General features: G+C 56.2%; 27 protein-coding genes. 21 read left to right on the plus strand and 6 right to left on the minus strand.

Going from position 1 to position 23,226, the window contains the following annotated elements:
• Positions 1-48: 48 nt before the first annotated feature.
• The 4 genes from FIV46_RS01065 to FIV46_RS01080 all read right to left on the minus strand — a co-directional run bounded on the left by FIV46_RS01065 (position 49) and on the right by FIV46_RS01080 (position 4,728).
• On the minus strand, positions 49-1,908 hold the full coding sequence (locus FIV46_RS01065) for an SLC13 family permease (RefSeq protein ID WP_139937948.1): 1,860 nt from the start codon (positions 1,906-1,908) through the stop codon (positions 49-51).
• Between the two features lie 215 nt (positions 1,909-2,123).
• Positions 2,124-3,020 (minus strand): flagellar motor protein MotB, encoded by an 897-nt coding sequence (gene motB, locus FIV46_RS01070; protein WP_139937949.1) that lies wholly within the window; start codon positions 3,018-3,020, stop codon positions 2,124-2,126.
• Between the two features lie 126 nt (positions 3,021-3,146).
• The gene (locus FIV46_RS01075; protein ID WP_139937950.1) at positions 3,147-4,391 is read right to left on the minus strand and encodes a threonine ammonia-lyase; all 1,245 of its coding nucleotides are present in this window, start codon (positions 4,389-4,391) and stop codon (positions 3,147-3,149) included.
• Between the two features lie 136 nt (positions 4,392-4,527).
• Entirely contained in the window at positions 4,528-4,728 is a 201-nt protein-coding gene (locus FIV46_RS01080; RefSeq protein ID WP_139937951.1) for a hypothetical protein, read from the minus strand.
• 88 nt (positions 4,729-4,816) lie between these two features.
• On the opposite strand from FIV46_RS01080, the gene FIV46_RS01085 reads away from it, so the two are divergent.
• The 3 genes from FIV46_RS01085 (at position 4,817) to motA (ending at position 7,571) form a co-directional block, all read left to right on the plus strand.
• Positions 4,817-5,788, plus strand: a complete 972-nt coding sequence (locus FIV46_RS01085; RefSeq protein ID WP_181163003.1) for a lipid II:glycine glycyltransferase FemX — start codon at positions 4,817-4,819, stop codon at positions 5,786-5,788.
• Position 5,789: 1 nt separating this feature from the next.
• A complete protein-coding gene (locus FIV46_RS01090; RefSeq protein WP_139937953.1) occupies positions 5,790-6,578 on the plus strand; it encodes a hypothetical protein in 789 nt (262 codons plus the stop codon).
• A gap of 117 nt (positions 6,579-6,695) precedes the next feature.
• Positions 6,696-7,571, plus strand: a complete 876-nt coding sequence (gene motA, locus FIV46_RS01095) for a flagellar motor stator protein MotA (protein ID WP_139937954.1) — start codon at positions 6,696-6,698, stop codon at positions 7,569-7,571.
• Here the strand turns inward: motA and hemB are convergent, their stop codons facing one another.
• On the minus strand, positions 7,572-8,585 hold the full coding sequence (gene hemB, locus FIV46_RS01100) for a porphobilinogen synthase (protein ID WP_139937955.1): 1,014 nt from the start codon (positions 8,583-8,585) through the stop codon (positions 7,572-7,574). It abuts the gene before it with no gap.
• A gap of 203 nt (positions 8,586-8,788) precedes the next feature.
• Here hemB and FIV46_RS01105 point away from each other — a divergent pair, with 203 nt between their 5' ends.
• The 13 genes from FIV46_RS01105 (at position 8,789) to FIV46_RS01165 (ending at position 18,792) form a co-directional block, all read left to right on the plus strand.
• On the plus strand, positions 8,789-9,304 hold the full coding sequence (locus FIV46_RS01105; protein WP_139937956.1) for a MarR family winged helix-turn-helix transcriptional regulator: 516 nt from the start codon (positions 8,789-8,791) through the stop codon (positions 9,302-9,304).
• A gap of 204 nt (positions 9,305-9,508) precedes the next feature.
• Entirely contained in the window at positions 9,509-10,729 is a 1,221-nt protein-coding gene (gene hemA / locus FIV46_RS01110; protein ID WP_139937957.1) for a 5-aminolevulinate synthase, read from the plus strand.
• A gap of 11 nt (positions 10,730-10,740) precedes the next feature.
• Positions 10,741-10,926 carry a DUF6898 family protein gene (locus FIV46_RS01115; RefSeq protein WP_139937958.1) on the plus strand — a complete coding sequence of 62 codons (186 nt, stop codon included), beginning with the start codon at positions 10,741-10,743 and terminating at the stop codon, positions 10,924-10,926.
• Between the two features lie 197 nt (positions 10,927-11,123).
• A complete protein-coding gene (gene rpiB / locus FIV46_RS01120) occupies positions 11,124-11,558 on the plus strand; it encodes a ribose 5-phosphate isomerase B (RefSeq protein ID WP_139937959.1) in 435 nt (144 codons plus the stop codon).
• A 45-nt stretch (positions 11,559-11,603) separates the two neighbouring features.
• A complete protein-coding gene (glyA, locus tag FIV46_RS01125; protein ID WP_139937960.1) occupies positions 11,604-12,884 on the plus strand; it encodes a serine hydroxymethyltransferase in 1,281 nt (426 codons plus the stop codon).
• Between the two features lie 38 nt (positions 12,885-12,922).
• Positions 12,923-13,387, plus strand: a complete 465-nt coding sequence (nrdR, locus tag FIV46_RS01130; RefSeq protein WP_139937961.1) for a transcriptional regulator NrdR — start codon at positions 12,923-12,925, stop codon at positions 13,385-13,387.
• A 17-nt stretch (positions 13,388-13,404) separates the two neighbouring features.
• Entirely contained in the window at positions 13,405-14,517 is a 1,113-nt protein-coding gene (gene ribD, locus FIV46_RS01135) for a bifunctional diaminohydroxyphosphoribosylaminopyrimidine deaminase/5-amino-6-(5-phosphoribosylamino)uracil reductase RibD (RefSeq protein WP_219845815.1), read from the plus strand.
• 1 nt (position 14,518) lies between these two features.
• A complete protein-coding gene (locus FIV46_RS01140) occupies positions 14,519-15,115 on the plus strand; it encodes a riboflavin synthase (protein ID WP_139937962.1) in 597 nt (198 codons plus the stop codon).
• A gap of 23 nt (positions 15,116-15,138) precedes the next feature.
• On the plus strand, positions 15,139-16,263 hold the full coding sequence (ribB, locus tag FIV46_RS01145) for a 3,4-dihydroxy-2-butanone-4-phosphate synthase (RefSeq protein WP_139937963.1): 1,125 nt from the start codon (positions 15,139-15,141) through the stop codon (positions 16,261-16,263).
• Between the two features lie 22 nt (positions 16,264-16,285).
• Positions 16,286-16,726 (plus strand): 6,7-dimethyl-8-ribityllumazine synthase, encoded by a 441-nt coding sequence (gene ribH, locus FIV46_RS01150; protein WP_139937964.1) that lies wholly within the window; start codon positions 16,286-16,288, stop codon positions 16,724-16,726.
• Positions 16,726-17,184: a transcription antitermination factor NusB gene (nusB, locus tag FIV46_RS01155; protein WP_139937965.1), complete on the plus strand. Its 459-nt coding sequence runs from the start codon at positions 16,726-16,728 to the stop codon at positions 17,182-17,184. Before ribH ends, nusB begins: the two co-directional genes overlap by 1 nt.
• A 68-nt stretch (positions 17,185-17,252) precedes the next feature.
• The gene (gene thiL / locus FIV46_RS01160; RefSeq protein ID WP_139937966.1) at positions 17,253-18,248 is read left to right on the plus strand and encodes a thiamine-phosphate kinase; all 996 of its coding nucleotides are present in this window, start codon (positions 17,253-17,255) and stop codon (positions 18,246-18,248) included.
• 25 nt (positions 18,249-18,273) lie between these two features.
• The gene (locus tag FIV46_RS01165) at positions 18,274-18,792 is read left to right on the plus strand and encodes a flagellar basal body-associated FliL family protein (RefSeq protein WP_139937967.1); all 519 of its coding nucleotides are present in this window, start codon (positions 18,274-18,276) and stop codon (positions 18,790-18,792) included.
• A gap of 26 nt (positions 18,793-18,818) precedes the next feature.
• On the opposite strand, the gene FIV46_RS01170 is transcribed toward FIV46_RS01165, so the two are convergent.
• A complete protein-coding gene (locus FIV46_RS01170) occupies positions 18,819-19,283 on the minus strand; it encodes an outer membrane protein assembly factor BamE (protein WP_139937968.1) in 465 nt (154 codons plus the stop codon).
• A gap of 179 nt (positions 19,284-19,462) precedes the next feature.
• On the opposite strand from FIV46_RS01170, the gene FIV46_RS01175 reads away from it, so the two are divergent.
• The 5 genes from FIV46_RS01175 (at position 19,463) to FIV46_RS01195 (ending at position 23,196) form a co-directional block, all read left to right on the plus strand.
• Positions 19,463-19,996: a ubiquinol-cytochrome C chaperone family protein gene (locus tag FIV46_RS01175; protein ID WP_139937969.1), complete on the plus strand. Its 534-nt coding sequence runs from the start codon at positions 19,463-19,465 to the stop codon at positions 19,994-19,996.
• An 11-nt stretch (positions 19,997-20,007) separates the two neighbouring features.
• Positions 20,008-20,586: a YceD family protein gene (locus FIV46_RS01180; RefSeq protein WP_139937970.1), complete on the plus strand. Its 579-nt coding sequence runs from the start codon at positions 20,008-20,010 to the stop codon at positions 20,584-20,586.
• A 130-nt stretch (positions 20,587-20,716) separates the two neighbouring features.
• A complete protein-coding gene (plsX, locus tag FIV46_RS01185) occupies positions 20,717-21,778 on the plus strand; it encodes a phosphate acyltransferase PlsX (protein ID WP_139937971.1) in 1,062 nt (353 codons plus the stop codon).
• A complete protein-coding gene (locus tag FIV46_RS01190) occupies positions 21,775-22,752 on the plus strand; it encodes a beta-ketoacyl-ACP synthase III (protein WP_139937972.1) in 978 nt (325 codons plus the stop codon). Before plsX ends, FIV46_RS01190 begins: the two co-directional genes overlap by 4 nt.
• A gap of 141 nt (positions 22,753-22,893) precedes the next feature.
• Positions 22,894-23,196, plus strand: a complete 303-nt coding sequence (locus tag FIV46_RS01195; RefSeq protein WP_139937973.1) for an integration host factor subunit alpha — start codon at positions 22,894-22,896, stop codon at positions 23,194-23,196.
• Positions 23,197-23,226: the final 30 nt, after the last annotated feature.

The following is a 23,226-nucleotide window of genomic DNA, read 5'->3' on the forward strand; positions in this document are numbered from 1 at the left end:
TGCAGCAGTCCGGTCAGTCTAGCTTAAATCGGTAAACAAGTCCTAAAGTCAGTATAATCCGTAATACCATGGGGCAAACAGGCTGTAACCGATCCATAATATCACAATCAGCGGGATGCCGACCTTCATAAAATCATTGAATTTATAGTTCGCCGGTCCCATGACCAGCAGATTGGTCTGATAGCCCATGGGCGTGGCGAAGGAACAGTTGGCGGCAAAAATGACGGCCGTCACAAAGACCATCGGGTCGACGCCAAGTTCGGCCGCCAGATTGACGGCGATCGGCGTAAACAAAACAGCAGTGGCATTGTTGCTCAGCACATTGGTGAAAATGGCCACCATCAGGAAGAAGGCGGACAGGATGACGACAATATTGGTCCCGGACAGAAATTCAATCATGTAATGTGCCAGAAAGGACGCTCCACCGGTGGCCTGCAATGAAGCGCCCATGGCCAGGGCGGCGCCGACCAGCAGGAAAATCCGCCGGTCCACTGCACGGCTGGCCTGGCGGATATTCAGGCAGCCGCTCAGGATCATCAGGAACGCGCCGATCGTGGCGGTAATCGGAATCGGTACAAATCCCGTGGCAGCGACAATCACCACTGTGGTAAAAATCAACAGGGCTTTCCAGCTGTCGGTTTTGACGGGAACTTCCGTGGTTGACCATTCCATCAGCAGCACGTCGCGGTTGGTCCTGAGCGCTCGTATCTGGTTTGAGGTTCCGACCACCATCAGCACGTCACCTGCTTCGAGGCGGATATCGTCAATCGAGGTCCGAATCATTCTGGACCGGCGCTGGATTCCGATGACCTTGCACCCGCCCTGGAGGTGGAAACCCACCTGCTCCAGGGTCCTGCCGTCAAGACGGGACGCCGGGGCAACGATGACTTCCGCGATATGCTGGCGCCTGGACGTTTCGGATCCTGTATCCTCTTCAGTTTCGTCTTCACTGAGCGAAGTGAGGGCGCCTTTCATCAGACTTGGGGTTTTGGCAATCTTCTCTGTCAGCGTCCGCCTGGTCGTCGCCAGGATAACGGCGTCACCTTCCTGCAGGGTAATATCGTCAAAGGGGGGCAGGAAGGTCTGCTCACCTCTCTTGATCAGCCGGGTGGTCATGCCGGCAAGGTCGGGAAACATGCCGGCGATGGAGCTCTTGCCCATCAGGCTGTTGCCTTCGACCAGGTCGATCTGGACGATGAACTGTTTACCACTTGTTGTCTTGACTGCGCCGTTTTCTGCCGTCGTTTTCGGCAGGAGCTTCGGGGCGATGGCCAGGACATAGACCAGGCCGATGGCCATCATGAACAGGCCGGGGACGGTGAAATCGAAAAAGCCGATGTCGAGGCCGGTCTGGCTTTTGTACGCCCCGGCCGCCAGCAGGTTGGTGCTGGACCCGATCAGGGTGCTCATGCCGCCGAGAATGGCGACAAAGCTGAGGGGCATCAGGATCTGGCTGGCCGGTTTCTCGATCTTGTCCATCAGCATGATCAGAATCGGGATAAAGATGACCACCACAGGCGTATTGTTGAGAAAGGCACTGACCAGCATGACCACCAGCAGGCAGAACAGCAGAACCCCGCGCGGATAGTTGATGCTATGCTTGACCAGAAAAGCGGCCGGCCTTTCCAGCGCGCCGGTCTGCACCATCCCCTGGCCAATGACAAGAAGGCCGAGAATGGAGACCAGTGCCGGGTCGGCGAATCCCGACAGCAGCTTCTTCATATCCAGCAGCAGCTCTCCGTCCGGTCCATAGAAGGGCAGGAAATGAAACATGATCAGCAGGATGGAAACAACGCCAAGAGAGGTCACTTCGAGCGGGATGTTATCCATGGCGTAAAAGACTATTGCGCCGGCGATTACGGCGAAAGTCAGCCACATCTGTAGTGAAGGATCGAGCAATTCAATCATTAAAGAAACCGATAATCCCAAATGAAAAGGTTCAGGAACCTTTGGCGCTAAAAATCTAAATAATATAAAAAATGGCGACGGGCGGTGATTTCTTCCCCAATTATGAAATTTCTTATAGGTGCCGTTAGCCGTGCAATAACAATATCATAGCAGGGCAGTTTAAAGCTGTCGCTGAAAAATTGTCGATATTTTTCGGCTTGGCGCCCGGTCGGGGATCAGAGGAAACCACGCGGCAGAGTGGGGGCCTCGCGGAGCAGGAGGATGGTTATCCTGCGGTTTTCGGCCCGGCGCGGGCGATCGGGGAGCAGAGGTTCAGTATCCGCCTTGCCAAGCACTTCGGCGAAGCGGTCCGAAGGCACACCCTCGCGCAGCAGGACACGGCGACTGGCGTTGGCCCGGTCGGCGCTCAGTTCCCAGTTGGTGTAATCGGCACCCTTGGCAAAGTTGCTGGAGTCCGTATGGCCGGAAATGGAGATCCGGTTCGGCATTTTTTCAATGACCCCGGAAACCTTCTCAATCATTTTCTCGGCATAGCCATAAAGATCCGCAGTGCCCGGTTTGAACATGGCGCGATTGTCTTTGTCGACCAGCTGGATGCGCATTCCGTCTTCGGTAATGTCGATCAGCAACTGGTCCTGGAGTTCCGCCAGTTCCGGACTGTCCTGAATGCTCTGGCGCAGGTTTTCAGACATTTCCTCAAAGAAATCCTGTTCGCGCTGGGCCATCAGTTCCTCGAAGGACTGCTCTTCGTTTTCGCTCTGGGTCTGGTTTTCCCCGCCTTCACCGTCCTGTTTCTTGATCAGGGTCTGGGACTGGTCGGGAATGGAGACGGTTACCGCGCTCGACTGGGCACCGTCCGTGTTCAGCGAAACGCCGCCCAGGATATCACCGGCGCCGGAAGAGCTGCTGGTGCTGGCAGAAGTGGGCGAGAAATAATCTGCCAGGCCGGAACGTTGTTCCTCGGTGGTGGCGTTCATCAGCCACAGCAGCAGGAAAAAGGCCATCATCGCAGTCACAAAGTCGGCATAGGCCACCTTCCAGGCACCGCCATGGCCGCCGCCGGATACTTTCTTGATTCTCTTGATTATGATCGGGCGTTGTTCATCCGCCATAAGTTCACCACTGCCAGACTTGTTTTCTTAACACTTGTATTCACGTTGGCCCATAATGGGCGGCGTTGGTTAAAATAACGTTAGTCAGGTCTGAAAACTTTTATTGTTTCAGCAGTTAGGACAGAACTAGAGGTCCTGCGACCGGTTCATGTGAACGACAAACCCCTTGGCGCGCAGCGCTTCCAGAATGTCCTGAAGATGCTGCCGGTCGCGGGTTTCCAGCGTCACATTGGAATAGGTCTCCTTGGCCGGAAGCTCGGTGAACAACCGGTGATGCGAGACATCAATGATGTTGCCGCCGAGCGTACCTATGATACCGGAGATCTGGGCGAGGGCGCCCGGTACGTCCAGAAGCTCGATCCTGAGACGGGTGATGCGCCCTTCGCGGACCAGCCCCCGCATCAACAGCGAGGCCAGCAGCCGGGGATCGATATTGCCGCCACTCAGGATCAGGCCAACCTTTTTGCCCCGGAAAAGCTCCGGATGTGAGAGCACAGCTGACAGCGGGGCCGCGCCAGCGCCTTCCGGCACGGTTTTCTCGATCGTCATCAGCATGCTGACGGCGCGCTCCAGCGAGTCCTCGGTCACCAGCAGGGTCTTGTCCACCAGTTCCTCGCAGACCTTGAGGGTTTGTTCGCCGATGGTTTTCACCGCGATGCCTTCTGCCAGGGTAGAGCCCCTGGGTTCATAGTCCTGGTTGTGCAGGGCACGATACAGGGACGGGAAGCGTTCGGCCTGGACGCCGATGATTTCGATTTCCGGATTGATCGATTTAGCCGCGGTCGCCACGCCGGAGATCAGGCCGCCGCCGCCGACGGGAACGACAATCGCATCCAGGTCCGGCACATCAGCCAGCATTTCAAGGCCGATGGTGCCCTGACCGGCCATGACGGCAGGGTCGTCGAACGGATGGACCAGGGTATAGCCGTGTTCCTCGGCCAGTTCCCGGGCATGAACGGCGGTATCGTCAAAGCGTTCGCCGAACAGCACCACATTAGCGCCATGTTCTTCGGTCTGACTGACCTTGACGAACGGGGTATTGACCGGCATGACAATCGTCGTCGGGATGCCGAGCCGCGCGCCATGATAAGCGACGCCCTGGGCATGGTTGCCGGCCGAAGCGGCGATGACACCGGATTTTTTCTGTTCATCGGTGAGCGACATCAGCTTGTTGAGCGCGCCGCGTTCCTTGAATGACGCCGTGAACTGCAGGTTCTCGAACTTGATGTAGATATCTGCGCCGGTAATGGAAGACAGAGTCAGGGAACGGGTTGTCGGCGTACGGATAATCGCCCCCTTCAACGCCTGTTCGGCATTTTTGACGTCCTCGAAGGATATGGGAAGTGTGGCTGTCTTCTCAGTTTTATTCATCGTCGTTACTTTTGGTTACGGTTCATTCAAGTGGCAATCTGACTGATCATATAGGTCCAGACGCCTGAAAAGTCCAAAATAAAATTGCGCTTGCAGGCTATTCCTGCGGTTGCAGGTCGCCGCCTGGCGCCTGCTGTCAGAGGTAACAGAATATGCCGTAGCAGCTGTCAAAGGCGTAGCGGAACAGGAAATAGAGGAAAATATCCAGAAGCAGAAGCAGGAGAACCGAGGGGAGGCCGACATAGAGGATCAGGGCCTTATAGCCCCATTTCGTCAGGCGCGGGCGATCGATCTCGTGACCCATGACATTCTGTATTTTTCTGTTCCGGCCAAACATTTCTTGCTTTTCTGGTTTTTCTTTGTTTTTTAGGTAATTAGCTTAGTATGGCAGCAAAAGCAAATTATACAAGGCAATGGCAGGACAAGTGACGGGAAATAGCAAACGCCAGATTCATCTCGACTGGAATACGCTCGATCAGGTGACCTGGGACGGCTTTCTGGAAAAGGTGGACAATTGTGCCCTGCAGCAGTCCTGGGCCTATGGTGCGGCGCTGAAGGAGCAGGGCGCCCGGGTGAGGCGGATTGTGGCCTATGACGGCAACCACCCCATTGCCCTGGCCCAGGTAATCGTCCGGTCCTGGTTTGGCCTGGTAAAGCTTGCGACCCTGATGCGGGGACCGGTCTGGCTTGAGGAGGTTTCCCCGCAAACGCGGCAGGAGGTCTACCGGCAGTTGCGCCGGCTGTATCCCCGTCGCAAAATGAAATTTCTTTTCCTGACCCCGGAAGCAACCGGACCGGAGGAAAGCGCGCTGCTGGAAGCAGCCGGTCTGAAACAGGTCATTACCGGCTACACCACCCTGTTTCTCGATCTCGGCAAGAGCGAGCAGGATATCTGGCTCGGACTTTACGGAAAATGGCGCAATAAAATCCGTAAAGGGGAGAGAGAAGGACTGAAGGTTCTGTTCGGCGACCATGGTCATCCAAAGACAGAATGGCTTTTGTCCCGGGAGAAGAAACAGCAACGGGACAAGAATTACAAGGCGTTGCCGGTGGGGCTGATTGATGCCTATGCCCGACACAGTCTGGGCCGGGATGTGGTCATGACGGCCTTCGTCTTCAACAAGGAGTCAGATCCCGGAAAAGATGATCCTGTGGCGGGGGCTATATTCCTGAGGCATGGCAATAGCGTCACCTATCATATCGGCTGGAACGGCCCGGATGGCCGCAAGTTGCACGCCATGAATATCCTGCTGTGGAAATCAATCCTGGAGCTGAAAAACCGCGGCTGCACTTTTCTCGATATGGGGGGCATGAATACGGCGGACGGCGCGGAAATCGCGCGCTTCAAGCTTGGCTCCGGTGGTGAGGTGGCGACCTTGCCGGGGACCTATCTCTGACATGCGTGTTCTGGCTGTTTTTCTGCTTCTCCTGCTTTTGGCCGCCTGTAGTCATCGTTCCCTGACGCCCGGTGAAAGCAACCGATGGGCGCACCACCTGGACGGCGTTGAAAAAATCGCCGATCTGGGCGCCGGAGAACTCACTGTCGAAAGGATTGGCGAGCTTTCGGTCGGGGACAGCAGGTTGCCACTCCACCTGGTTTCCCGGCCGACCGTGGGCGACGGACAGAGGCATGTCCTGATTCTGGCGGATGCCGTTGCCGGGGATTATCGGGCGACGGAAATAGTCATGGAAACGGGTCGGCAACTTATTGCAGACCCGTCGCTTTTTGGCCGCAGTGGTGTTGACCTGATACCGGTATTGACGGCGGAAACCTTCACGCAAAGCCGGACCGGCCGGCCGCAACTTTCACGGAGGGACAGAAAGCGTCTGCAAAAACTTCTCAGCAGCCGGTTAAAGGCCCAGAAATATGACCTGATCATCCTGCACCGGACAACCGGGCAGCAGGCGGGCTTTGTCATTAAGCAGGAGGGAGGGGTGCAGGACGCGGCCGCCTTTGCCCAGTCCCGCCTCAGGGACAACGGTTTTTTTGTTGCCGCCGGCGATCCTGTGCCCGATCACGACTTTTTCGCCAAAGACAGCCTCGAGAGCTTTCTGGTTCGCAAAAGCGGAGCGCCGGTGGTGGTCTTTTCCTCCTGGGCCGGAGAAGAAAGGGAAAAGGCCATATTCCAGCACCTGTTGGCCCAGGAGACCGTTACCAGATTGTTAATACAGAGCTTTTATCGATAATTCTCTCTTTTTCTCTTTCTTATTAAACCTTGCTTAACGACCTTTAACTATAACTGTCCCAAATAAAGACAGTTTCTTTGCCGGGAGTGATCGCCGGCTGTTAAGGGAAGAGTTTAAATGTTTGTTATTATCGGTATCATCGTAGTTATGGTAATGGCGTTCGGCGGCTATGTGCTGGCCGGTGGTAAAATGGCGCCCATTATCAAGGCTCTTCCCCTGGAATTTATGATCATTGGCGGTTCCGGGGTTGGTGCTTTTATGGTGACCAACGGCGGCGGCGTGATCAAAAAAGCGTTAAGCGGTCTGGGCAAGGTTATGAAGGGACCGAAATGGAAATCGGATGATTACAGGGACCTGCTGTGCCTGATGTTCGCCCTGACCAAACTGATCAAGACCAAGGGGGTGATTGCCCTTGAGCCCCATGTGGAAAATCCTCACGACAGCAAGATTTTCAATAATTACCCCAAACTGGCGTCCGACCATCATGTGGTGGATTTCATCTGCGACTATATGCGCATGACCACCATGAACTTTGACGATCCGCATCAGGTGGAAGACGTCCTGATGAAGGACTTGGAAAAACATCATCACGAGGAAAGCGAAGGGGCGCATGCGCTCAGCGTGCTCGGGGAAAGTTTCCCGGCGCTCGGGATTGTGGCCGCGGTGCTGGGCGTGATCAAGACCATGGCCAGCATCGACCAGCCCATCGAAGTGCTCGGGGCCATGATCGGTGGTGCCCTGGTGGGAACCTTCCTGGGGATTCTGCTGTCCTATACCATCGCCAGCCCGATTGCTGTGCGTCTGCAGCAGATTATTGATGAAGAAGGTCATTTCTTTAACGTGATCAAGGATGTGATCGTCGCCCATCTGCATGGCAACGCGCCGCAGATTTCCGTTGAGATTGGCCGTAAAAGTGTGCCGACCCACATGGCGCCGACTTTCTATGAACTGGACGAAGCGGTCCAGGAACTTCCAAACGATATGTTTTCCTGATCAGGCGTGATCCTTCAGGATCCCGGCGGCAGCCGGGGCGAAATAGGTCCAGATCCCTGTCGCTCCGGCCCGCTTGAAGGCAAGCAGGCTTTCCATCATGACAGCGTCCCCGGCAAGCCAGCCGTTATTGGCGGCGGCCGTCAGCATGGCATATTCGCCGCTGACCTGATAGGCAAAGACCGGATGGGAAAATTCGGTGGCAATCCGGCGAATGATGTCGAGGCACGGCATGCCCGGTTTCACGATGACGGAATCAGCCCCTTCGTCAATATCCATAGCCACTTCCCGCAGCGCCTCCTGGCTGTTGGCCGGATCCATCTGGTAGGTTTTCTTGTTGCCGCCCTTCAGGTTGCCGCCGGAGCCGACCGCGTCGCGGAACGGACCGTAAAAGGCCGAGGCATATTTGGCGGAATAGGCCATGATCTGGGTGTTGTGGTGACCCTGATTTTCCAGCATGCTGCGGATTTGCCCGATCCGGCCGTCCATCATGTCTGACGGGGCGAGGATGTCGCACCCGGCATCCACTTGGACCTCGGCCTGGCGCACCAGCGCCTCGACTGTTCGGTCATTCAGGACGTAGCCGTCTTCGAGGATCCCGTCCTGGCCGTGGCTGGTATAGGGATCAAGGGCCACATCGCAGATGACGCCAAGATCCGGGAATTCCTTTTTCAGGAGCCTGACGGTCCGGCAGACCAGATTGTTCTCGTTATAGCCCTCGGAGCCGTCCTCATCCTTCAAATCGTTATCGGTCTGCGGGAACAGGGCGATGGCCGGAATTCCCAACTCACAGGCTTTTTCCGCTTGCTTTACCAGGAGGTCGGCGGAACTGCGCGTAACGCCGGGCATTGAGGAAACTTCTTCGCTGACTCCCGTACCCTCGCACACGAAAAGGGGCCAGATCAGGTCCTTGACCGTGAGGCTGTTTTCGCGGTGAAGGTCTCTTGACCAGTCGCTGCGGCGAAGACGACGCGGCCGACTGAACGGATATTTTCCTGTAAGCGATTGGGGACTCATGATTTTCCTCATCCTGAATGCTTCTGGCAACATACCTTAAATGTACGGATATTCAAACTTTTAGTGGCCCGGCAGCAGAAAAATCCACGGAATAAGAGGGGATTTTATCGACAGTTAACAGCTTGTTAGGGGTTGTCGTTATATAAATTGAGGTAACTTTTACAAAAATACATCCTAAGACTGAAATACAGGGATATTACGGAATGTCGATTGCATATCAGAGCAGCAGCTTGATCGGGGGCCACGAAACCCCGGAAGCACGCACGAAACTCAACTTTCTGGAATGCCTCCGTTTGATTGAACGGCTGCACCGCCGGATGCTGGATATTGTCAAACATCGCCTTGACGCTGTTGGGATGAATGACATCAACAGTGTGCAGGCTCTTCTGATCTACAACATCGGTGATCACGAAATGACCGCCGGCGACCTCAGGAATCGGGGCTACTATCTGGGCTCAAACGTTTCCTACAACCTGAAGAAACTTGTGGAAACCGGGTATATCATGCAGGAACGTTCCGAGCATGACCGCCGTGCACTGCGGATCTGGCTCAGCGACAAGGGCAAGGCCGTCTGCAATCTGGTCGGCGAACTGTTTGACGAAAACCTGGATATGATCAAGGAACGCAACCTGTTTGAAGACGAGGATGTGACTGAGCTGAGGAATTCTCTCCGGAACCTGGAGAGCTTCTGGAGCGATATTCTGAGGTTCCAAGGCTAACCCTTGATATATATCATGGCTTGACGCCATCTACAGCAGTACAAACGTTATTCTGGGCTCCTGATGATAGAATATGCTATCAGGAGCCCGATATATTTTGTAAACTGATTCCCGGTTTTGGATGGACTGTAGCGGGTTTTTTGCTTTTCATGTTGCGCTCGATGGGCTACCAAGGGCGTGACTTTGGTATTTTAGGGATGGGCAATGGATTACGATCGTATTTTTTCGGACGCATTGAAAAATATTCAGGAGGAAGGCCGCTATCGGGTCTTTATGGATATTGAACGTCAGAAAGGCGATTTCCCGAAAGCGGTCTGGCACACGGAAAACGGCACCAGGGATATTGTGGTCTGGTGCGGCAATGATTACCTGGGCATGGGGCAGCATCCGGATGTGATTGCCGCCATGCAGGAGGCTATCTCCCGGGTCGGCGCCGGCGCCGGCGGCACCCGCAACATTTCCGGAACCAACCATTACCACGTCCTTCTGGAACAGGAACTTGCCGACCTCCATGGCAAGGAAGCAGGCCTGCTGTTCACGTCCGGCTATATTTCCAATGAAGCCACGCTCAGCACCATGGGCAAGCTGCTGCCCGGCTGCATTATCTATTCCGATGAGCTGAACCATGCCTCCATGATCAACGGCATTATCAACAGCCGCTGCGAGAAGCATGTATTCCGTCACAATGATGTGGAGCATCTGGAAAGCCTTCTTAAGGAGGCTGATCCGTCCCGGCCGAAACTGATTGCTTTCGAGTCCGTCTATTCCATGGACGGGGATTTCGGCCCCATCGCGGAAATTTGCGACCTGGCGGAAAAATATAATGCCCTGACTTATCTGGATGAAGTGCATGCGGTAGGGATGTATGGTCCCCGTGGTGGCGGTGTCGCGGAAAAGCTCGGCCTGATGGATCGGGTGACCGTGATTGAAGGGACGCTGGGCAAGGCCTTCGGCCTGATGGGCGGTTATATCACCGGCAGCAGGGCCATTGTTGATGCGGTGCGCAGCTTTGCCCCGGGCTTTATCTTCACCACTTCCCTGTCACCGGTCCTGGCCGCAGGCGCGCTGGCGAGCGTGCGGCACCTGAAGCAGAGTTCTGCCGAGCGTGAAAGCCATCAGGAGCGGGCCGCGACGCTGAAACAGATGATGCGCGACGCGAAACTGCCGGTGATGCCGTCACCGAGCCATATCGTCCCGGTTCTGGTTGGTGATCCGGTGGTGTGCAAGCAGGCGTCGGATATCCTGCTCGAGGAATATGGCATCTACGTACAGCCGATCAACTATCCCACCGTGCCGCGCGGTACCGAACGGCTCCGTTTCACCCCGAGCCCCCTGCATGACGATGCGATGATGGAACATCTGGTCAAATCGCTGCGGGAAGTGTGGGATCGTCTGGAAATCGATAAATATTCCAACGCAGCCTGAAGGACAGGTGCATGACCGGGGTTAACGACAGCGACATCATTGTGGAATTTGTCCAGGTCGGCAATTCCGTCAAGGTGTCCGCCATCGATACCAAATCCGGGCGCGAAGTCTCCATTGTCGGTTCGCCTCGGGCCTCCCAGGCTGAATTGAAGCGCGTCGCCGTCAACAAGCTGAAATATGTGATGTCCAGGGAATAAGTCAGCGTCACAAACGGCTTTTGCCGCTTTTATTCAAAAGCGATCGCCGATTTGTATAAAAATCCCCAAAACCCCTGAAAAACACCATAGATGTGGTAGGCAACAGCCTTTCCTTGTGATATGAAGCGGCTGAAAGATGGCTTGGTGATTCCCCTCCCGATGCGCTAGGGTCGGGAAAAGACAGGGTTCAACTGAAAATGACCAAAGAAACGATTGTACTGGCCAGCGACCACGGCGGCTTCGACCTCAAGGAAATCCTGAAAGAAATGCTCGAGGAGATGGGGTTTGATGCCCTTGACCTGGGCTGCCACAGTCCCGAGTCTGTGGATTATCCCGATTATGCCCACGCCCTGGCTGACGTGATTGCCGGTGGGCGGGCCACGCGCGGCCTTCTGGTCTGCGGATCGGGAATCGGCATCAGCATCGCGGCCAACCGCCATTCCCACATTCGCGCCGCCCTGGTTCATGACGGCCTCACTGCACGCCTGTGCCGCGAACATAACGACGCCAACGTCCTGGTGCTGGGGGGCCGGACCACCGGTGTTGACGTGGCCAGGGATTGCCTGAAGATATTTTTGAAAACGCCCTTCGAAGGCGGACGCCATGAAAGAAGAATTGGCAAGATGTCCTGATCCCGTTTGGGCTCAGACCGTAATAAACCCGAGGAAACAGTTTTAATGTCATCTACAGATCTGAATATATTTTTTAATGCGCCCCTTTCTGAAACCGATGCGGACCTTCTGGCGGCCATCAACGGCGAAATGGGTCGCCAGCAGCACCATATTGAGCTGATTGCGTCCGAGAATATTGTGAGCCGGGCCGTCCTCGAAGCCCAGGGCTCCGTCCTGACCAACAAATATGCCGAGGGTTATCCCGGCCGTCGCTACTACGGCGGCTGCGAATGGGTCGATGTGGCGGAAAATCTCGCCATCGAGCGGGCGAAAAAACTGTTCAATGCCGGTTTTGCTAATGTGCAGCCCCATTCCGGGGCCCAGGCCAACGGTTCAGTGATGATGGCCCTGGTCAAGCCGGGCGACACCATCCTCGGGATGTCGCTGGCGGCCGGTGGTCACCTGACCCACGGCGCCCCGCCGGCCCAGAGCGGTAAATGGTTCAATGCGGTCCAGTACGGTGTGCGCCGCGACGACCACCAGGTAGACTTCGAGGAAGTGGAGCGCCTGGCCAAGGAACATAAACCGCGCCTGATCATTGCCGGGGGCTCTGCCTATCCGCGGACCCTGGACTTCCAGAAATTCCGGGCAATTGCTGATGAAGTCGGCGCCTACCTGATGGTGGATATGGCCCACTTTGCCGGTCTGGTGGCAGGCGGCGCCCATCCGAACCCGGTCGAGGTCGCCGATGTGGTGACCACCACTACCCACAAGACCCTGCGCGGTCCGCGTGGCGGTATGGTGCTGACCAACCGGGAAGACATCGCCAAGAAAATCAACAGCGCCGTGTTCCCGGGGCTGCAGGGCGGTCCGCTGATGCATGTGATTGCCGCCAAGGCGGTGGCGTTCGGCGAGGCTCTGAAGCCGGAATTCAAACAATATGCCGCAGATGTTGTCGCCAATGCCCAGGTTCTGGCCGGCAAGCTGAAGGAGGCCGGATGCGATATCGTCGCCGGCGGTACCGATACCCACCTGATGCTGGTTGACCTGCGTCCGAAGGGACTGACCGGTCGTGACGCGGACGCGTCGCTGGGACGTGCCAATATGACATGTAACAAAAATGGTGTACCATTTGATCCGGAATCACCGACGGTAACGTCCGGTATCCGGCTCGGCACCCCGGCGGGCACCACCCGCGGCTTTGGCGCCGCCGAGTTCGAGAAGATCGGGGACTATATCGTCGAAGTTCTTGATGGACTGGTGGAAAACCGCGAAGATAACAGTGCGGTTGAGGCCGCCGTCAGGGAGAAAGTGGTTGCGCTGTGCGAGGAATTCCCGATCTACTGATCGGGACCGCTTGGCCGGCCTGACAGGAGGTAGGGACGATGCGTTGTCCATTTTGCAGTAACGAAGACACCCAGGTGAAGGACTCGCGTCCGACGGAGGATAATTCAGCTATCCGCCGGCGGCGTTCCTGCAATGCCTGTGGCGCCCGTTTCACCACCTTCGAGCGGGTGCAGCTTCGTGAACTGATGGTCATGAAGAAAAGCGGCAAGAAGGTCCCGTTCGAGCGTGAAAAGCTGGAACGCTCCGTCAACCTGGCCCTGCGCAAGCGCCCGGTGGATGATGAAAAGGTGGAACGGATGATCAACGGCATCGTCCGCCAGCTTGAAAGCATGGGCGAAAGCGAAGTGCAGACCGACCAGATCGGCAAGCTGATCATGGAAGGCCTGCAGAACCTGGATAAAGTGGCCTATGTGCGTTTCGCCTCGGTCTACAAGAACTTCCGTGAAGCCAAGGATTTCGAGGAATTTGTCGGAACCCTGGCCGAACTGCCTGAGACCCAGTAACCCCGCGGGGACAGAATTTGCGCAAACAGGAAGCTTTTGATCGTCACATGATGCAGGCGGCCCTCACTCTGGCGAAGAGGGGGCTCGGCAATGTGGCGCCAAATCCGGCCGTCGGCTGCATTCTTGTCAATCAGGATCGGCATATTGTCGGCCGCGGCTGGACCGGCCGCGGCGGCAGGCCCCACGCGGAAGTCAACGCCCTGGCGCAGGCCGGGGCGGCGGCGCGGGGCGTGACCGCCTATGTCACCCTGGAACCTTGTGCGCACCATGGCCAGACCCCGCCCTGTGCGGAAGCTCTGGTCAATGCTGGTCTCAAGCGTGTCGTCGTGGCCACGACAGATCCGGACAGCCGGGTCAACGGCCAGGGGATTGAAATCCTGCAAAAAGCAGGCATTGAGGTTGAAACAGGGTTGTGCCAGGCCGAAGCCGACGAGGTGAATGCAGGCTTTTTCAGCCGGATCCATAACAAGCGGCCGCTGGTCACGGTCAAGACCGCGTCCACGCTGGACGGGAAAATTGCCCTGGCGAACGGCAAAAGCCAGTGGATCACCGGCCCCGAGTCCAGGGCCCGGGGACACCTGTCCCGGGCGTCCCATGATGCCATCCTGACCGGAATCGGCACCGTGCTGGCGGATGATCCCTCCCTGACTTGCCGGCTGCCGGGACTGGAGGATCGGTCGCCGATCCGGGTGATCCTCGATCGCGACCTGAGGATGCCGCTGGACAGCGCTCTGGTGCGAACTGCAGGTGAGGTGCCGGTATATCTCTTCTGTGCTGCAGAAGAGGGGGACAAGGCGAAGGAACTTGCCGGGGCAGGTGTGGAGATCATCCCCGTCGGGCTCGAGGAGAATGGCAAACTTTCCCTCGAACAGGTGATGACGGCGCTGGCGGAGCGGGGGATTACCCGTCTGCTGGCCGAAGGCGGCGCAAAACTTAATGCTTCCCTGTTCCGGTCAAGTCTGGTAGACCGTCTCTTGTGGTTCAGGGCGCCGTCCCTGATCGGCGAGGAAGGGGTCCCCTCCATTGGAGCGCTCGGCCTTGACGAACTGGCAAACATGCCCGTCATGACACCAGTTTCAGCCGGCCGTAGCGGCCCGGATATCTGGGAAGAATACAGGATAAATCACTGATATGTTTACTGGAATCATTACCGATATTGGCAAGGTCAGGAAGATTGAAACCCGTGGTGACACCTACATGGAAATCGAAACTTCCTATGACATCGACACCGTCGACATCGGCGCCTCCATCTGTTGTTCCGGCGTGTGCCTTACGGTGGTGGACAAGGGTGAAGACTGGTTCGGTGTGGATGTGTCCGCTGAAACCCTGTCCTGCACCTCGCTCGGCGACTGGACGGAGGGCACCCGGATCAATCTGGAGCGCGCCCTCAAGGTGGGAGATGAGCTGGGCGGGCATATTGTCACCGGCCATGTGGATGCCCTTGGCAAGGTGCTGGCCGTGGGGCAGGAAGGCGACAGCCGACGGATCCGCTTTTCCATGCCCGAAGAACTGGCCCGTTTTATAGCGCCAAAGGGATCGGTGACCATCAACGGCACGTCCCTGACCGTGAATGAGGTTGGAACAGATGAGCAGGGGCACTATTTCGGTGTCAACATCATTCCCCACACCCAGGAGAAGACCACGTTCGGCGAAATCGCCGTGGGGGACAGCGTTAATCTTGAAATTGATGTTCTGGCGCGTTATGTAGCCAGAATGAATGAATTTTAGAATTAAAGAAAGTCCTCATCGGTATGCCTCAAAATTTCCTATCCCCCATCGAAGATGTCCTGGAAGACGCCAAAAACGGCCGCATGTTCATCCTTGTGGACGACGAGGACCGTGAAAATGAAGGCGACCTGATTATTCCGGCGCAGATGGCCACACCGGAAGCGATCAACTTCATGGCCAAATATGGCCGGGGACTGATCTGTCTGGCCCTTAACAAGCAACGGGCCGACGAACTGGGACTGCCGCCGATGGCGCTGAACAATCAGGCCCGCAACAATACTGCCTTCACCGTTTCCATTGAGGCCAAGGAAGGGATCACCACCGGCATTTCCGCGGCCGATCGCGCCCATACCATTGCGGTCGCTATCAATCAGAACAAAACCTCTGCGGATATTGTCTCACCGGGTCACGTGTTCCCGATTGTTGCCCGCCAGGGCGGTGTGCTGGTGCGTGCAGGGCATACCGAAGCGGCAGTTGATGTGGCGCGCCTGGCTGACCTTATTCCCGCCGGCGTGATTTGCGAGATCATGAATGACGACGGCACCATGGCCCGCCTGCCGGACCTGGTGGAATTCGCCAAGAAACACAAGCTCAAGGTGGCGACCATTGCCGACCTGATCGCCTATCGCCGCCGCAACGATAACCTGGTGGAACGAACCGAAAGCATCGAAATCGAATCCACTTTTGGTGGCAAATTCACGGTTCATTCCTATCTGGTCAAGGATAGCCAGGTACAGCATCTTGTATTGACCAAGGGGGAAATTCGTCCCAACAAGCCGGTGCTGGTGCGGATGCATCCGTTCAATATCTTCGAGGATGTCTTCGGTGAGGGCGATGGTCGCTCGAACCAGTTGCAGCGGGCGATGCTGGAAGTCGCCGAGGAAGGCGCCGGTGTGATCGTCTCCCTGGCCGAGGCGGACAAGTCCTTCATCCAGAAATCGATACGATATAAGAAAGGCACGGAAACGCCGCCCGAGAAGAACCTGAAATATTATGGCATCGGGGCGCAAATCTTGGTCGACCTTGGTGTCAGGGACATTATTCTTCTCTCCAATTCCAACCAGCATGTGGTCGGGATCGAGGGATATGGGCTGAATATCGTCGAGCACAGGAAGTTTGACGATTCCATCAAAATCGGCCGCCTGTAGGCCCGCTAACAGGAAATAAACAATGTCTGAAAAAGTGAATATTCTGATTGTCGAGGCCCGCTTCTATGAAGATCTGGCCGACGAAATGGCCAGCGGCGCCATCGAGGCCCTGGAAAAAGCCGGTGCCGACTATGAGCGTATCAGCGTGCCCGGCGCCCTGGAAATCCCGGCTGCGATCCGTTTTGCTGCCGACAGCGGTCATTATGACGGTTATGTCGGTCTTGGCGTGGTGATCCGCGGCGAGACAACCCACTATGACTATGTGTGCGGGGAAAGCGCCCGCGGCCTCCAGGAACTGGCCATCAAGGACCGGCTGGCCCTGGGCAACGGTATTCTGACCGTCGAAAACGGCGACCAGGCCTGGGCCCGTGCCGCCCGCGATCGCGGCAACAAGGGGGCGGCGGCTGTAGAAGCGGCGCTGCGGATGGTGGAACTGAAATCAAAATATGGATTGGGACGCTGATGCAGGACGATAAACCCAGGCAGGGCGGAGCGCGCAGTGCTTCGCGTCTTGGGGCCATACAGGCGCTCTACCAGATGGAGATGAACAGCGAGACCGCCGGTGAGGTGATTCCGGAGTTTCTCAAATATCGCCTCGGTAGCATCATCGAGGATGAGCAGTATAACGAAGCCGACAATGACTTCTTCCAGGATATCGTCCGCGGGGTCGAGGAACGCCAGGAGGAAATTGACCCCCTGCTGTCCTCCGCTCTGAGCGAGGACTGGACCCTGGACCGGATCGAGTCCGTCATCCGCGCGATCCTGAGGGCCGGGACCTATGAGCTTCTGGGCCGCCCGGACGTGCCGACCAAGGTGATCATCAACGAATATGTCGATCTGGCAAAGGCCTTCTTCGAGGATTCCAAGCCGGGATTTGTCAATGGCATCCTCGACCGGCTGGCGGGAAAGCTGCGGAGCTGACCACTTAAATTTACGTGGCTGACATTCCATTCTCCTGCTACACTCATCGCAAAAAGAACGAGGCAGACGTGAGTGCAGGCGAATTCGATCTGATTGAAAATTATTTTGCGCCGCTGGCATCCAAGGGACCGCCGGCTTTTGGGCTGCAGGACGATGCGGCGGTATTTCATCCGCCGACCGGCCAGGATATGGTCTTTACCAAGGATGCCCTTGTCGCCGGTGTCCATTTTCTCGAGAGCGATCCCCCCGAACTGGTGGCCAAAAAGGCGCTGAGGGTCAATCTGTCCGACCTCGCCTCCATGGGGGCGCAGCCCTTGGGCTATTTGCTGGCCATCGCCCTGCCAAAGTCTTTTGATGCGGACCACCGGGAAAGCTGGGTCCGGCAGTTCACCAGCGGTCTGGGCGAAGACCAGAAGGAATACGGCCTTTCCCTGTTTGGCGGGGATACGGTGTCCACGCCGGGGCCGCTGACCATTTCCCTGACCGCCATCGGTGCTGTCGACAAGGGACGGGCGTTGCACCGTTTCGGCGCCCATGACGGTGATCATGTTTTTGTTTCCGGTTCCCTTGGCGATGCCGCCCTCGGTCTTGCCATATTGCAGGGCGTGCTGCAGGAGGAAAATCCCGATGTGCGCCGTTTCCTGACCGAACGATACCACCTGCCGCGGCCCCGGCTTGCCCTGGGTCAGAAGCTGAGGTGTATTGCCTCCGCCGCCATGGATATATCCGACGGCCTGATGGCGGATCTCGCCCATTTGTGTGACGCTTCCGGTGTCGGGGCCCAGATTTTTGACTTTAACCTGCCGGTATCGGGGGCGGCCGGTAAGGTTTTGGAAAGGTTACCCAATTATAAAAGCAGGGTATGGAGCGGCGGCGACGACTATGAACTGCTTTTCACCGTGCCCGCAAAGAATGTGGCGACCATTGCCCGGCTGTCTGAAGAGCTGGGGCTGGCGCTGACTGAAATCGGTCAGATCACCGCGGATCGCCATATCAGGCTGCTGGATGAAAACTGGCATTCGGTAGAGGGGGCGGGAGAAAAATCAGGCTATCGCCACTTCTGATGTCCAGACGAACAGGGAACGAGTTATGGCGGACGAAGAGAAAACAGAAAATAATGGCCAGCAGGCGGAAAAGTCCGGCGGGGGCAAGAAGCTTCTGATCATCGGCCTTCTGGCCGGCATCATTGTTGGTGGCGGTATCGGGGCCGGGGCCTTTTTCATGCTCGGTTCTTCACCGGAAGAACATGTGGAAGAAGAAGTTGTCGAACATGAACCCGAGCCGGAAAAAGTCAAGGAACTGTTTTTCGTCCGGATGGAAAAGTTCACTGTTCCCCTCATGTACAAGGGGCGGGTACTGCGCTATGTGGTCATGGATCTCAATTTGCAGGTTGATGGCAACGAGGAGAAGCTTCTTGTGGTGCAGTCCCTGCCGATCATTCGTGACGCCCTGCTGCGGGATGTCTCAGAACATACCATAGGCAGCCCGGACAATCCCAATGTGATTGATTTCGAAGGCTTTACCGACCGGGTCACACGGATCGGCAACGAAATCATGCACGAAAAACTGATCAAGAAAACGCTGGTGGTGGAAGCGCGCGGATATTAATTTAATCCGCGCTTGTCCGGAGACGCCTAGTTTCCTGCCCGCGGGGTCTGCGGACCACTGGTGCCGAACCGGCCGATATTGGCAAACAGTTCCTGGAAGAAACTCAGTTCACGGCCATAGGTTTTGGTTTTATCGCCGACCGGATCAATATCCTTGAAATCGGCCAGGTTATATTTGTCCACTGAAGTGACATACCCGTCTTCATTGAACCGGACCGCGATAATATCCAGTTCGGTGATGTCCTGGTCAAAGAAGGCAAACTGCTCGGATGACTTTGTATAATAGTACCAGCTCAGGTTATCAAAAGTCGCGACAGTGGTCGGGCTGCCGAGCATGGATTTCACTGAATTCTGTGTGTCCACATTGGGACGAATGGCTGAAACCAGTTTTTCATCGGCCATATAGCCCCTGACTTCCTTTCTGGGGGAGCAGGCGCTGACCAGGGTGGCAGCAGTCAGAACAATAAAGAGTGTTTTAAGTGAAATTTTCATAAGCAGTCAGACCGGGTCCAAATCAAATTACGGTTTTATTTGCACATTTTCTGTGGTCATGATACCTCATGCGCAAATTTGCATCAAAATGGCATTTGTCGCCCGGCTAGTCAATTGTTTTACGGTTGTACCATTGACAAAGACTGTGGCTGCATAGTGTCATCGTCGGATACCGGATTATGTTTGGCCTTTTTTCCCGCAAGAAGAAACTCAAAGACACTGCCTACACTCTGTTCAGTCAGGTCGTGGACCAGGCGCGTCAGCCGGTTTTCTATGAAAAACTGGATGTGGAAGATACGCTGGACGGCCGGTTCGACATGATTTGCGCGCATATGTTTATGCTGCAGCATCGGCTGGAGCAGGAGAAGACTGAGCAGAGCGGTCAGTTGCGGCGGTTCCTCAAAGAGGTCATGTTTGAAAATATGGACCTGTCCCTCAGGGAGATGGGGGTTGGCGATCTGAGTGTCGGCAAGAAAATCAAGGTCATGGCAGAAGCCTATTACGGGCGCCAGCAGGCTTATGAGAACGCCCTGCAAGAGGAAGAGGGCCTGCAAGAGGCGCTTGCCAGGAACATATACCGCGGGCGGGACGTGTCCGCTGAAAAGCTGAAAAGCCTGGCTGAATATATGACCGGGCAGATTGCCGCCCTTGAAAATTGCGACATCGGACATATTTATTCCGGACAGCAGGTTTTCTCAGAGAGTTCTCTTTAAAAGCAGACACCATGAATGATCACAGTACAGCAGATCTGAAAGCCGAGTTTTTTCGACCGGTGGATATCACCAAACTGCCGCAGACCGGCAGGCATTTCAGGATCGACGCCACGGAAGAGGAGCGGGCGGCCCTCACCGAAAGGTTCGGTATTCTCTCCATTGATGAATTTCAGGCGGAATGCTTCCTGAAGCCGGTTCGCGGCCAGAAGGGCGTGCGTTATCAGCTGGAGGCGTCATTCAGTGCCCGGATTGTCCAGGCCTGTTCGATCACCCTTGAGCCGGTGCCGGAAAAGGTGGAAGACAGTTTCACGGTCCTGTATGTGGACCAGGATTTTGATGAACTGGTTGAACGCCAGGAGATTGAATTCTCTTACGATGAAGAAGACATCGAGCCGTTGAGTGGAACTGAAATCGATCTCGGCGAACAGCTTGCCCAGCATCTGTCCCTTTCCATGAACCCCTATCCCCGCAAGGAGGGAGCCAGGGGCGATGAGCTTGGTTATAAAATCCTGCAGGAAGGTGACAAATCGCTGGAGCCGGAAAAGAAAAATCCCTTTGATGTTCTCAAAACACTTAAACATAAGTCTTGAAGATCAAAGATATTTCTTTATTGTCATGCCGTTAGTAATAAAAAAATATATTTGCTCGATAATTGATTCGATGGGACACGCCGGACAGGGCTACCGGCACTAAGCTGCAGAATCAGGAAACAGGATTATTTTGGAACGTGAACTGATCATATCACTTGATGCGATGGGCGGTGATGATGCGCCGGAAATCGTGGTGGAAGGGGCTGCTATTGCCCGGGAACGTTATCCCAATGTGAAATTCATCCTCTTTGGTGACGAAACGGAAGTCGTGCCTCTGGTGACCAAATTCCCCCTGCTGAAGGACAATTGCGAAATTCGTCACACCGAAAAAGTGGTCTCGGCTGAGGAAAAACCAAGCCAGGCGCTGCGCCGCGGTCGTGATTCGACCATGGGGCTGGCCATCGAGTCCGTGCGCGAAGGCGAAGCCGTAGCGGCCGTTTCCGCCGGCAATACCGGCGCCCTGATGGCCATGGCCAAATTCATGCTCCGCACCATGCCCGGCATTGACCGCCCGGCGCTGGGATCGCTTCTGCCGACCTCCAAGGGCGAAAGCATCATGCTTGACCTGGGGGCCAATGTGGAATGCGACGAAAACAACCTCGTCCAGTTTGCCATCATGGGGGCGGCGTTTGCCCGCACGGTTCTTGGCCTCAGTCGCCCGTCCGTTGCCCTGCTCAATGTGGGCGTTGAGGAACTCAAGGGCAACGAGGTCATCAAAAATGCCGACCGCATCCTGAAGGAAGCCGACCTGCCGATCAATTATGTGGGCTTTTCCGAAGGCCACGGCCTGGCTAACGGCGAAGTTGATGTGATCGTCACCGACGGCTTCACCGGAAACGTGGCCCTGAAAATGGCGGAAGGGACGGCAAAGATGATTTCCGGCCTGCTGTCAGCCGCATTGAAAAACTCCATCTTTTCGAAAATCGGATATCTGTTCGCCCGGTCCGCCCTGCAGGGGCTAAAGGACCACCTTGATCCCAATAACCATAATGGCGCCGTATTTATGGGCTTGAATGGTCTGGTGATCAAAAGCCACGGCAGTGCGTCGGCGGCTGGTTTCGCCAGCGCGATCGGCGTGGCCGTGGACATGGCGGCCAACGATCTTGCGGGCAAGATCACAGAAGACCTGAAGAATTTTGAGGGCCATAGCAAGGGTGACGAACCTGTCATCGCCGAGGAAAAAGTTTCATGAGTGTTATCCGTTCTGTCGTTGCGGGCTGCGGTTCCTACCTTCCTGAAAATGTTGTGACCAACCGTGAGTTGGAAGAAAGAGTCGATACCAGCGATGAGTGGATCATCGAACGGACCGGTATCCGGCAGCGTCACATCGCGGCGGACGGGGAAATGACGTCCGACCTGGCGCTGAAGGCGGCCCGGCGGGCGCTGGAAGACGCCGGCATGACCGCCGATGACATCGACCTGATTGTGCTGGCGACCGCAACGCCGGATCAGACCTTTCCGGCGACGGCGACCCGGGTCCAGGCCGCTCTGGGCATGACCAAGGGCGCGGCCTTTGATGTGCAGGCGGTCTGTTCCGGTTTTATTTACGCCCTGACCACGGCGGACAATTTCATCAAGGCCGGCCAGGCGAAAAATGTCCTGGTCATCGGCGCCGAGACCTTCTCCCGCATCCTCGACTGGGAAGACCGCACCACCTGTGTGTTGTTCGGCGACGGCGCCGGGGCTGTGGTACTGACCGCACACGAAGGCACCGGGGAGAATACCGATCGGGGCATTCTTACGTCCCACCTGCATTCCGATGGCCGCTACAACGATCTGCTTTACGTCGACGGCGGCCCGTCTTCCACCCGTTCGACGGGCTACCTGCGCATGAAAGGGCCGGAAGTGTTCCGCCATGCGGTCAAGAACCTGGCCGATGTGGTGGGCGAATCCCTTGAGGCCACCGGCCTGACCGCAGATGATGTGGATCTGGTGGTGCCGCACCAGGCCAACAAGCGCATTCTGGACGGTACGGCGAAGAAACTGGGCATTGACCCGGACAAGATCGTGGTGACGGTCCATGAACATGCCAATACCTCGGCAGCGTCGATTCCGCTGGCGCTGGATTCGGCCGTCAAGGCCGGGCGAATCGAAAGGGGCGATATCGTGATTCTCGAGGCCATGGGGGGCGGATTCACCTGGGGCGCCTGCCTGTTACGGTGGTAATTACCAATTTTTTAACCGCTTTGCCCTAGATTCAGTCCCGGAATGCAAATTATGCACTCCTTTAGGAAAGTCTGACATCCCTTTGATATTGACGGACTATTTCGGCTAAAGTACGCTATAGGGGATAAAAAGGGTAAAAACATGAGCAGTAAAACTATTACACGAGCTGATCTGAGCGAGGCTGTCTATCAGGAAGTTGGTCTGTCACGGAACGAATCCGCTGAACTGGTGGAGACGGTGCTGGACGAAATTGCTGAGAACCTCATCACTGGCGAAAATGTGAAAATTTCCTCCTTTGGAAGTTTTGTGGTACGCGAGAAAGGCGGCCGGATCGGGCGTAACCCGAAAACCGGCGAGGAAGTGCCGATCGAACCGCGCCGCGTCCTGGTCTTTCGCCCGTCACAGGTTCTCAAGGATCGTGTGAGCGGACTGAACAAAAGTTAATCCCGGATGACTGGGGGCATGGCCACTGCC

This window comes from Emcibacter nanhaiensis, assembly GCF_006385175.1.
In the GTDB taxonomy this organism is placed as follows: domain Bacteria; phylum Pseudomonadota; class Alphaproteobacteria; order Sphingomonadales; family Emcibacteraceae; genus Emcibacter; species Emcibacter nanhaiensis.

What these genes read in the sequence shown, in the direction of transcription:
- motA (WP_139937954.1), top strand. Translation starts at nt 6,696, where the DNA reads ATGTTTGTTATTATCGGTATCATCGTAGTTATGGTAATGGCGTTCGGC.
- nusB (WP_139937965.1), top strand. Translation starts at nt 16,726, where the DNA reads ATGCAGGACGATAAACCCAGGCAGGGCGGAGCGCGCAGTGCTTCGCGT.
- glyA (WP_139937960.1), top strand. Translation starts at nt 11,604, where the DNA reads ATGTCATCTACAGATCTGAATATATTTTTTAATGCGCCCCTTTCTGAA.
- FIV46_RS01190 (WP_139937972.1), top strand. Translation starts at nt 21,775, where the DNA reads ATGAGTGTTATCCGTTCTGTCGTTGCGGGCTGCGGTTCCTACCTTCCT.
- motB (WP_139937949.1), bottom strand. Translation starts at nt 3,020, where the DNA reads ATGGCGGATGAACAACGCCCGATCATAATCAAGAGAATCAAGAAAGTA.
- FIV46_RS01105 (WP_139937956.1), top strand. Translation starts at nt 8,789, where the DNA reads ATGTCGATTGCATATCAGAGCAGCAGCTTGATCGGGGGCCACGAAACC.
- FIV46_RS01180 (WP_139937970.1), top strand. Translation starts at nt 20,008, where the DNA reads ATGAATGATCACAGTACAGCAGATCTGAAAGCCGAGTTTTTTCGACCG.
- hemA (WP_139937957.1), top strand. Translation starts at nt 9,509, where the DNA reads ATGGATTACGATCGTATTTTTTCGGACGCATTGAAAAATATTCAGGAG.
- FIV46_RS01175 (WP_139937969.1), top strand. Translation starts at nt 19,463, where the DNA reads ATGTTTGGCCTTTTTTCCCGCAAGAAGAAACTCAAAGACACTGCCTAC.
- ribH (WP_139937964.1), top strand. Translation starts at nt 16,286, where the DNA reads ATGTCTGAAAAAGTGAATATTCTGATTGTCGAGGCCCGCTTCTATGAA.
- FIV46_RS01195 (WP_139937973.1), top strand. Translation starts at nt 22,894, where the DNA reads ATGAGCAGTAAAACTATTACACGAGCTGATCTGAGCGAGGCTGTCTAT.
- FIV46_RS01170 (WP_139937968.1), bottom strand. Translation starts at nt 19,283, where the DNA reads ATGAAAATTTCACTTAAAACACTCTTTATTGTTCTGACTGCTGCCACC.
- nrdR (WP_139937961.1), top strand. Translation starts at nt 12,923, where the DNA reads ATGCGTTGTCCATTTTGCAGTAACGAAGACACCCAGGTGAAGGACTCG.
- hemB (WP_139937955.1), bottom strand. Translation starts at nt 8,585, where the DNA reads ATGAGTCCCCAATCGCTTACAGGAAAATATCCGTTCAGTCGGCCGCGT.
- FIV46_RS01080 (WP_139937951.1), bottom strand. Translation starts at nt 4,728, where the DNA reads ATGTTTGGCCGGAACAGAAAAATACAGAATGTCATGGGTCACGAGATC.
- FIV46_RS01065 (WP_139937948.1), bottom strand. Translation starts at nt 1,908, where the DNA reads ATGATTGAATTGCTCGATCCTTCACTACAGATGTGGCTGACTTTCGCC.
- FIV46_RS01165 (WP_139937967.1), top strand. Translation starts at nt 18,274, where the DNA reads ATGGCGGACGAAGAGAAAACAGAAAATAATGGCCAGCAGGCGGAAAAG.
- ribB (WP_139937963.1), top strand. Translation starts at nt 15,139, where the DNA reads ATGCCTCAAAATTTCCTATCCCCCATCGAAGATGTCCTGGAAGACGCC.
- FIV46_RS01090 (WP_139937953.1), top strand. Translation starts at nt 5,790, where the DNA reads ATGCGTGTTCTGGCTGTTTTTCTGCTTCTCCTGCTTTTGGCCGCCTGT.
- rpiB (WP_139937959.1), top strand. Translation starts at nt 11,124, where the DNA reads ATGACCAAAGAAACGATTGTACTGGCCAGCGACCACGGCGGCTTCGAC.
- FIV46_RS01140 (WP_139937962.1), top strand. Translation starts at nt 14,519, where the DNA reads ATGTTTACTGGAATCATTACCGATATTGGCAAGGTCAGGAAGATTGAA.
- FIV46_RS01115 (WP_139937958.1), top strand. Translation starts at nt 10,741, where the DNA reads ATGACCGGGGTTAACGACAGCGACATCATTGTGGAATTTGTCCAGGTC.
- FIV46_RS01075 (WP_139937950.1), bottom strand. Translation starts at nt 4,391, where the DNA reads ATGAATAAAACTGAGAAGACAGCCACACTTCCCATATCCTTCGAGGAC.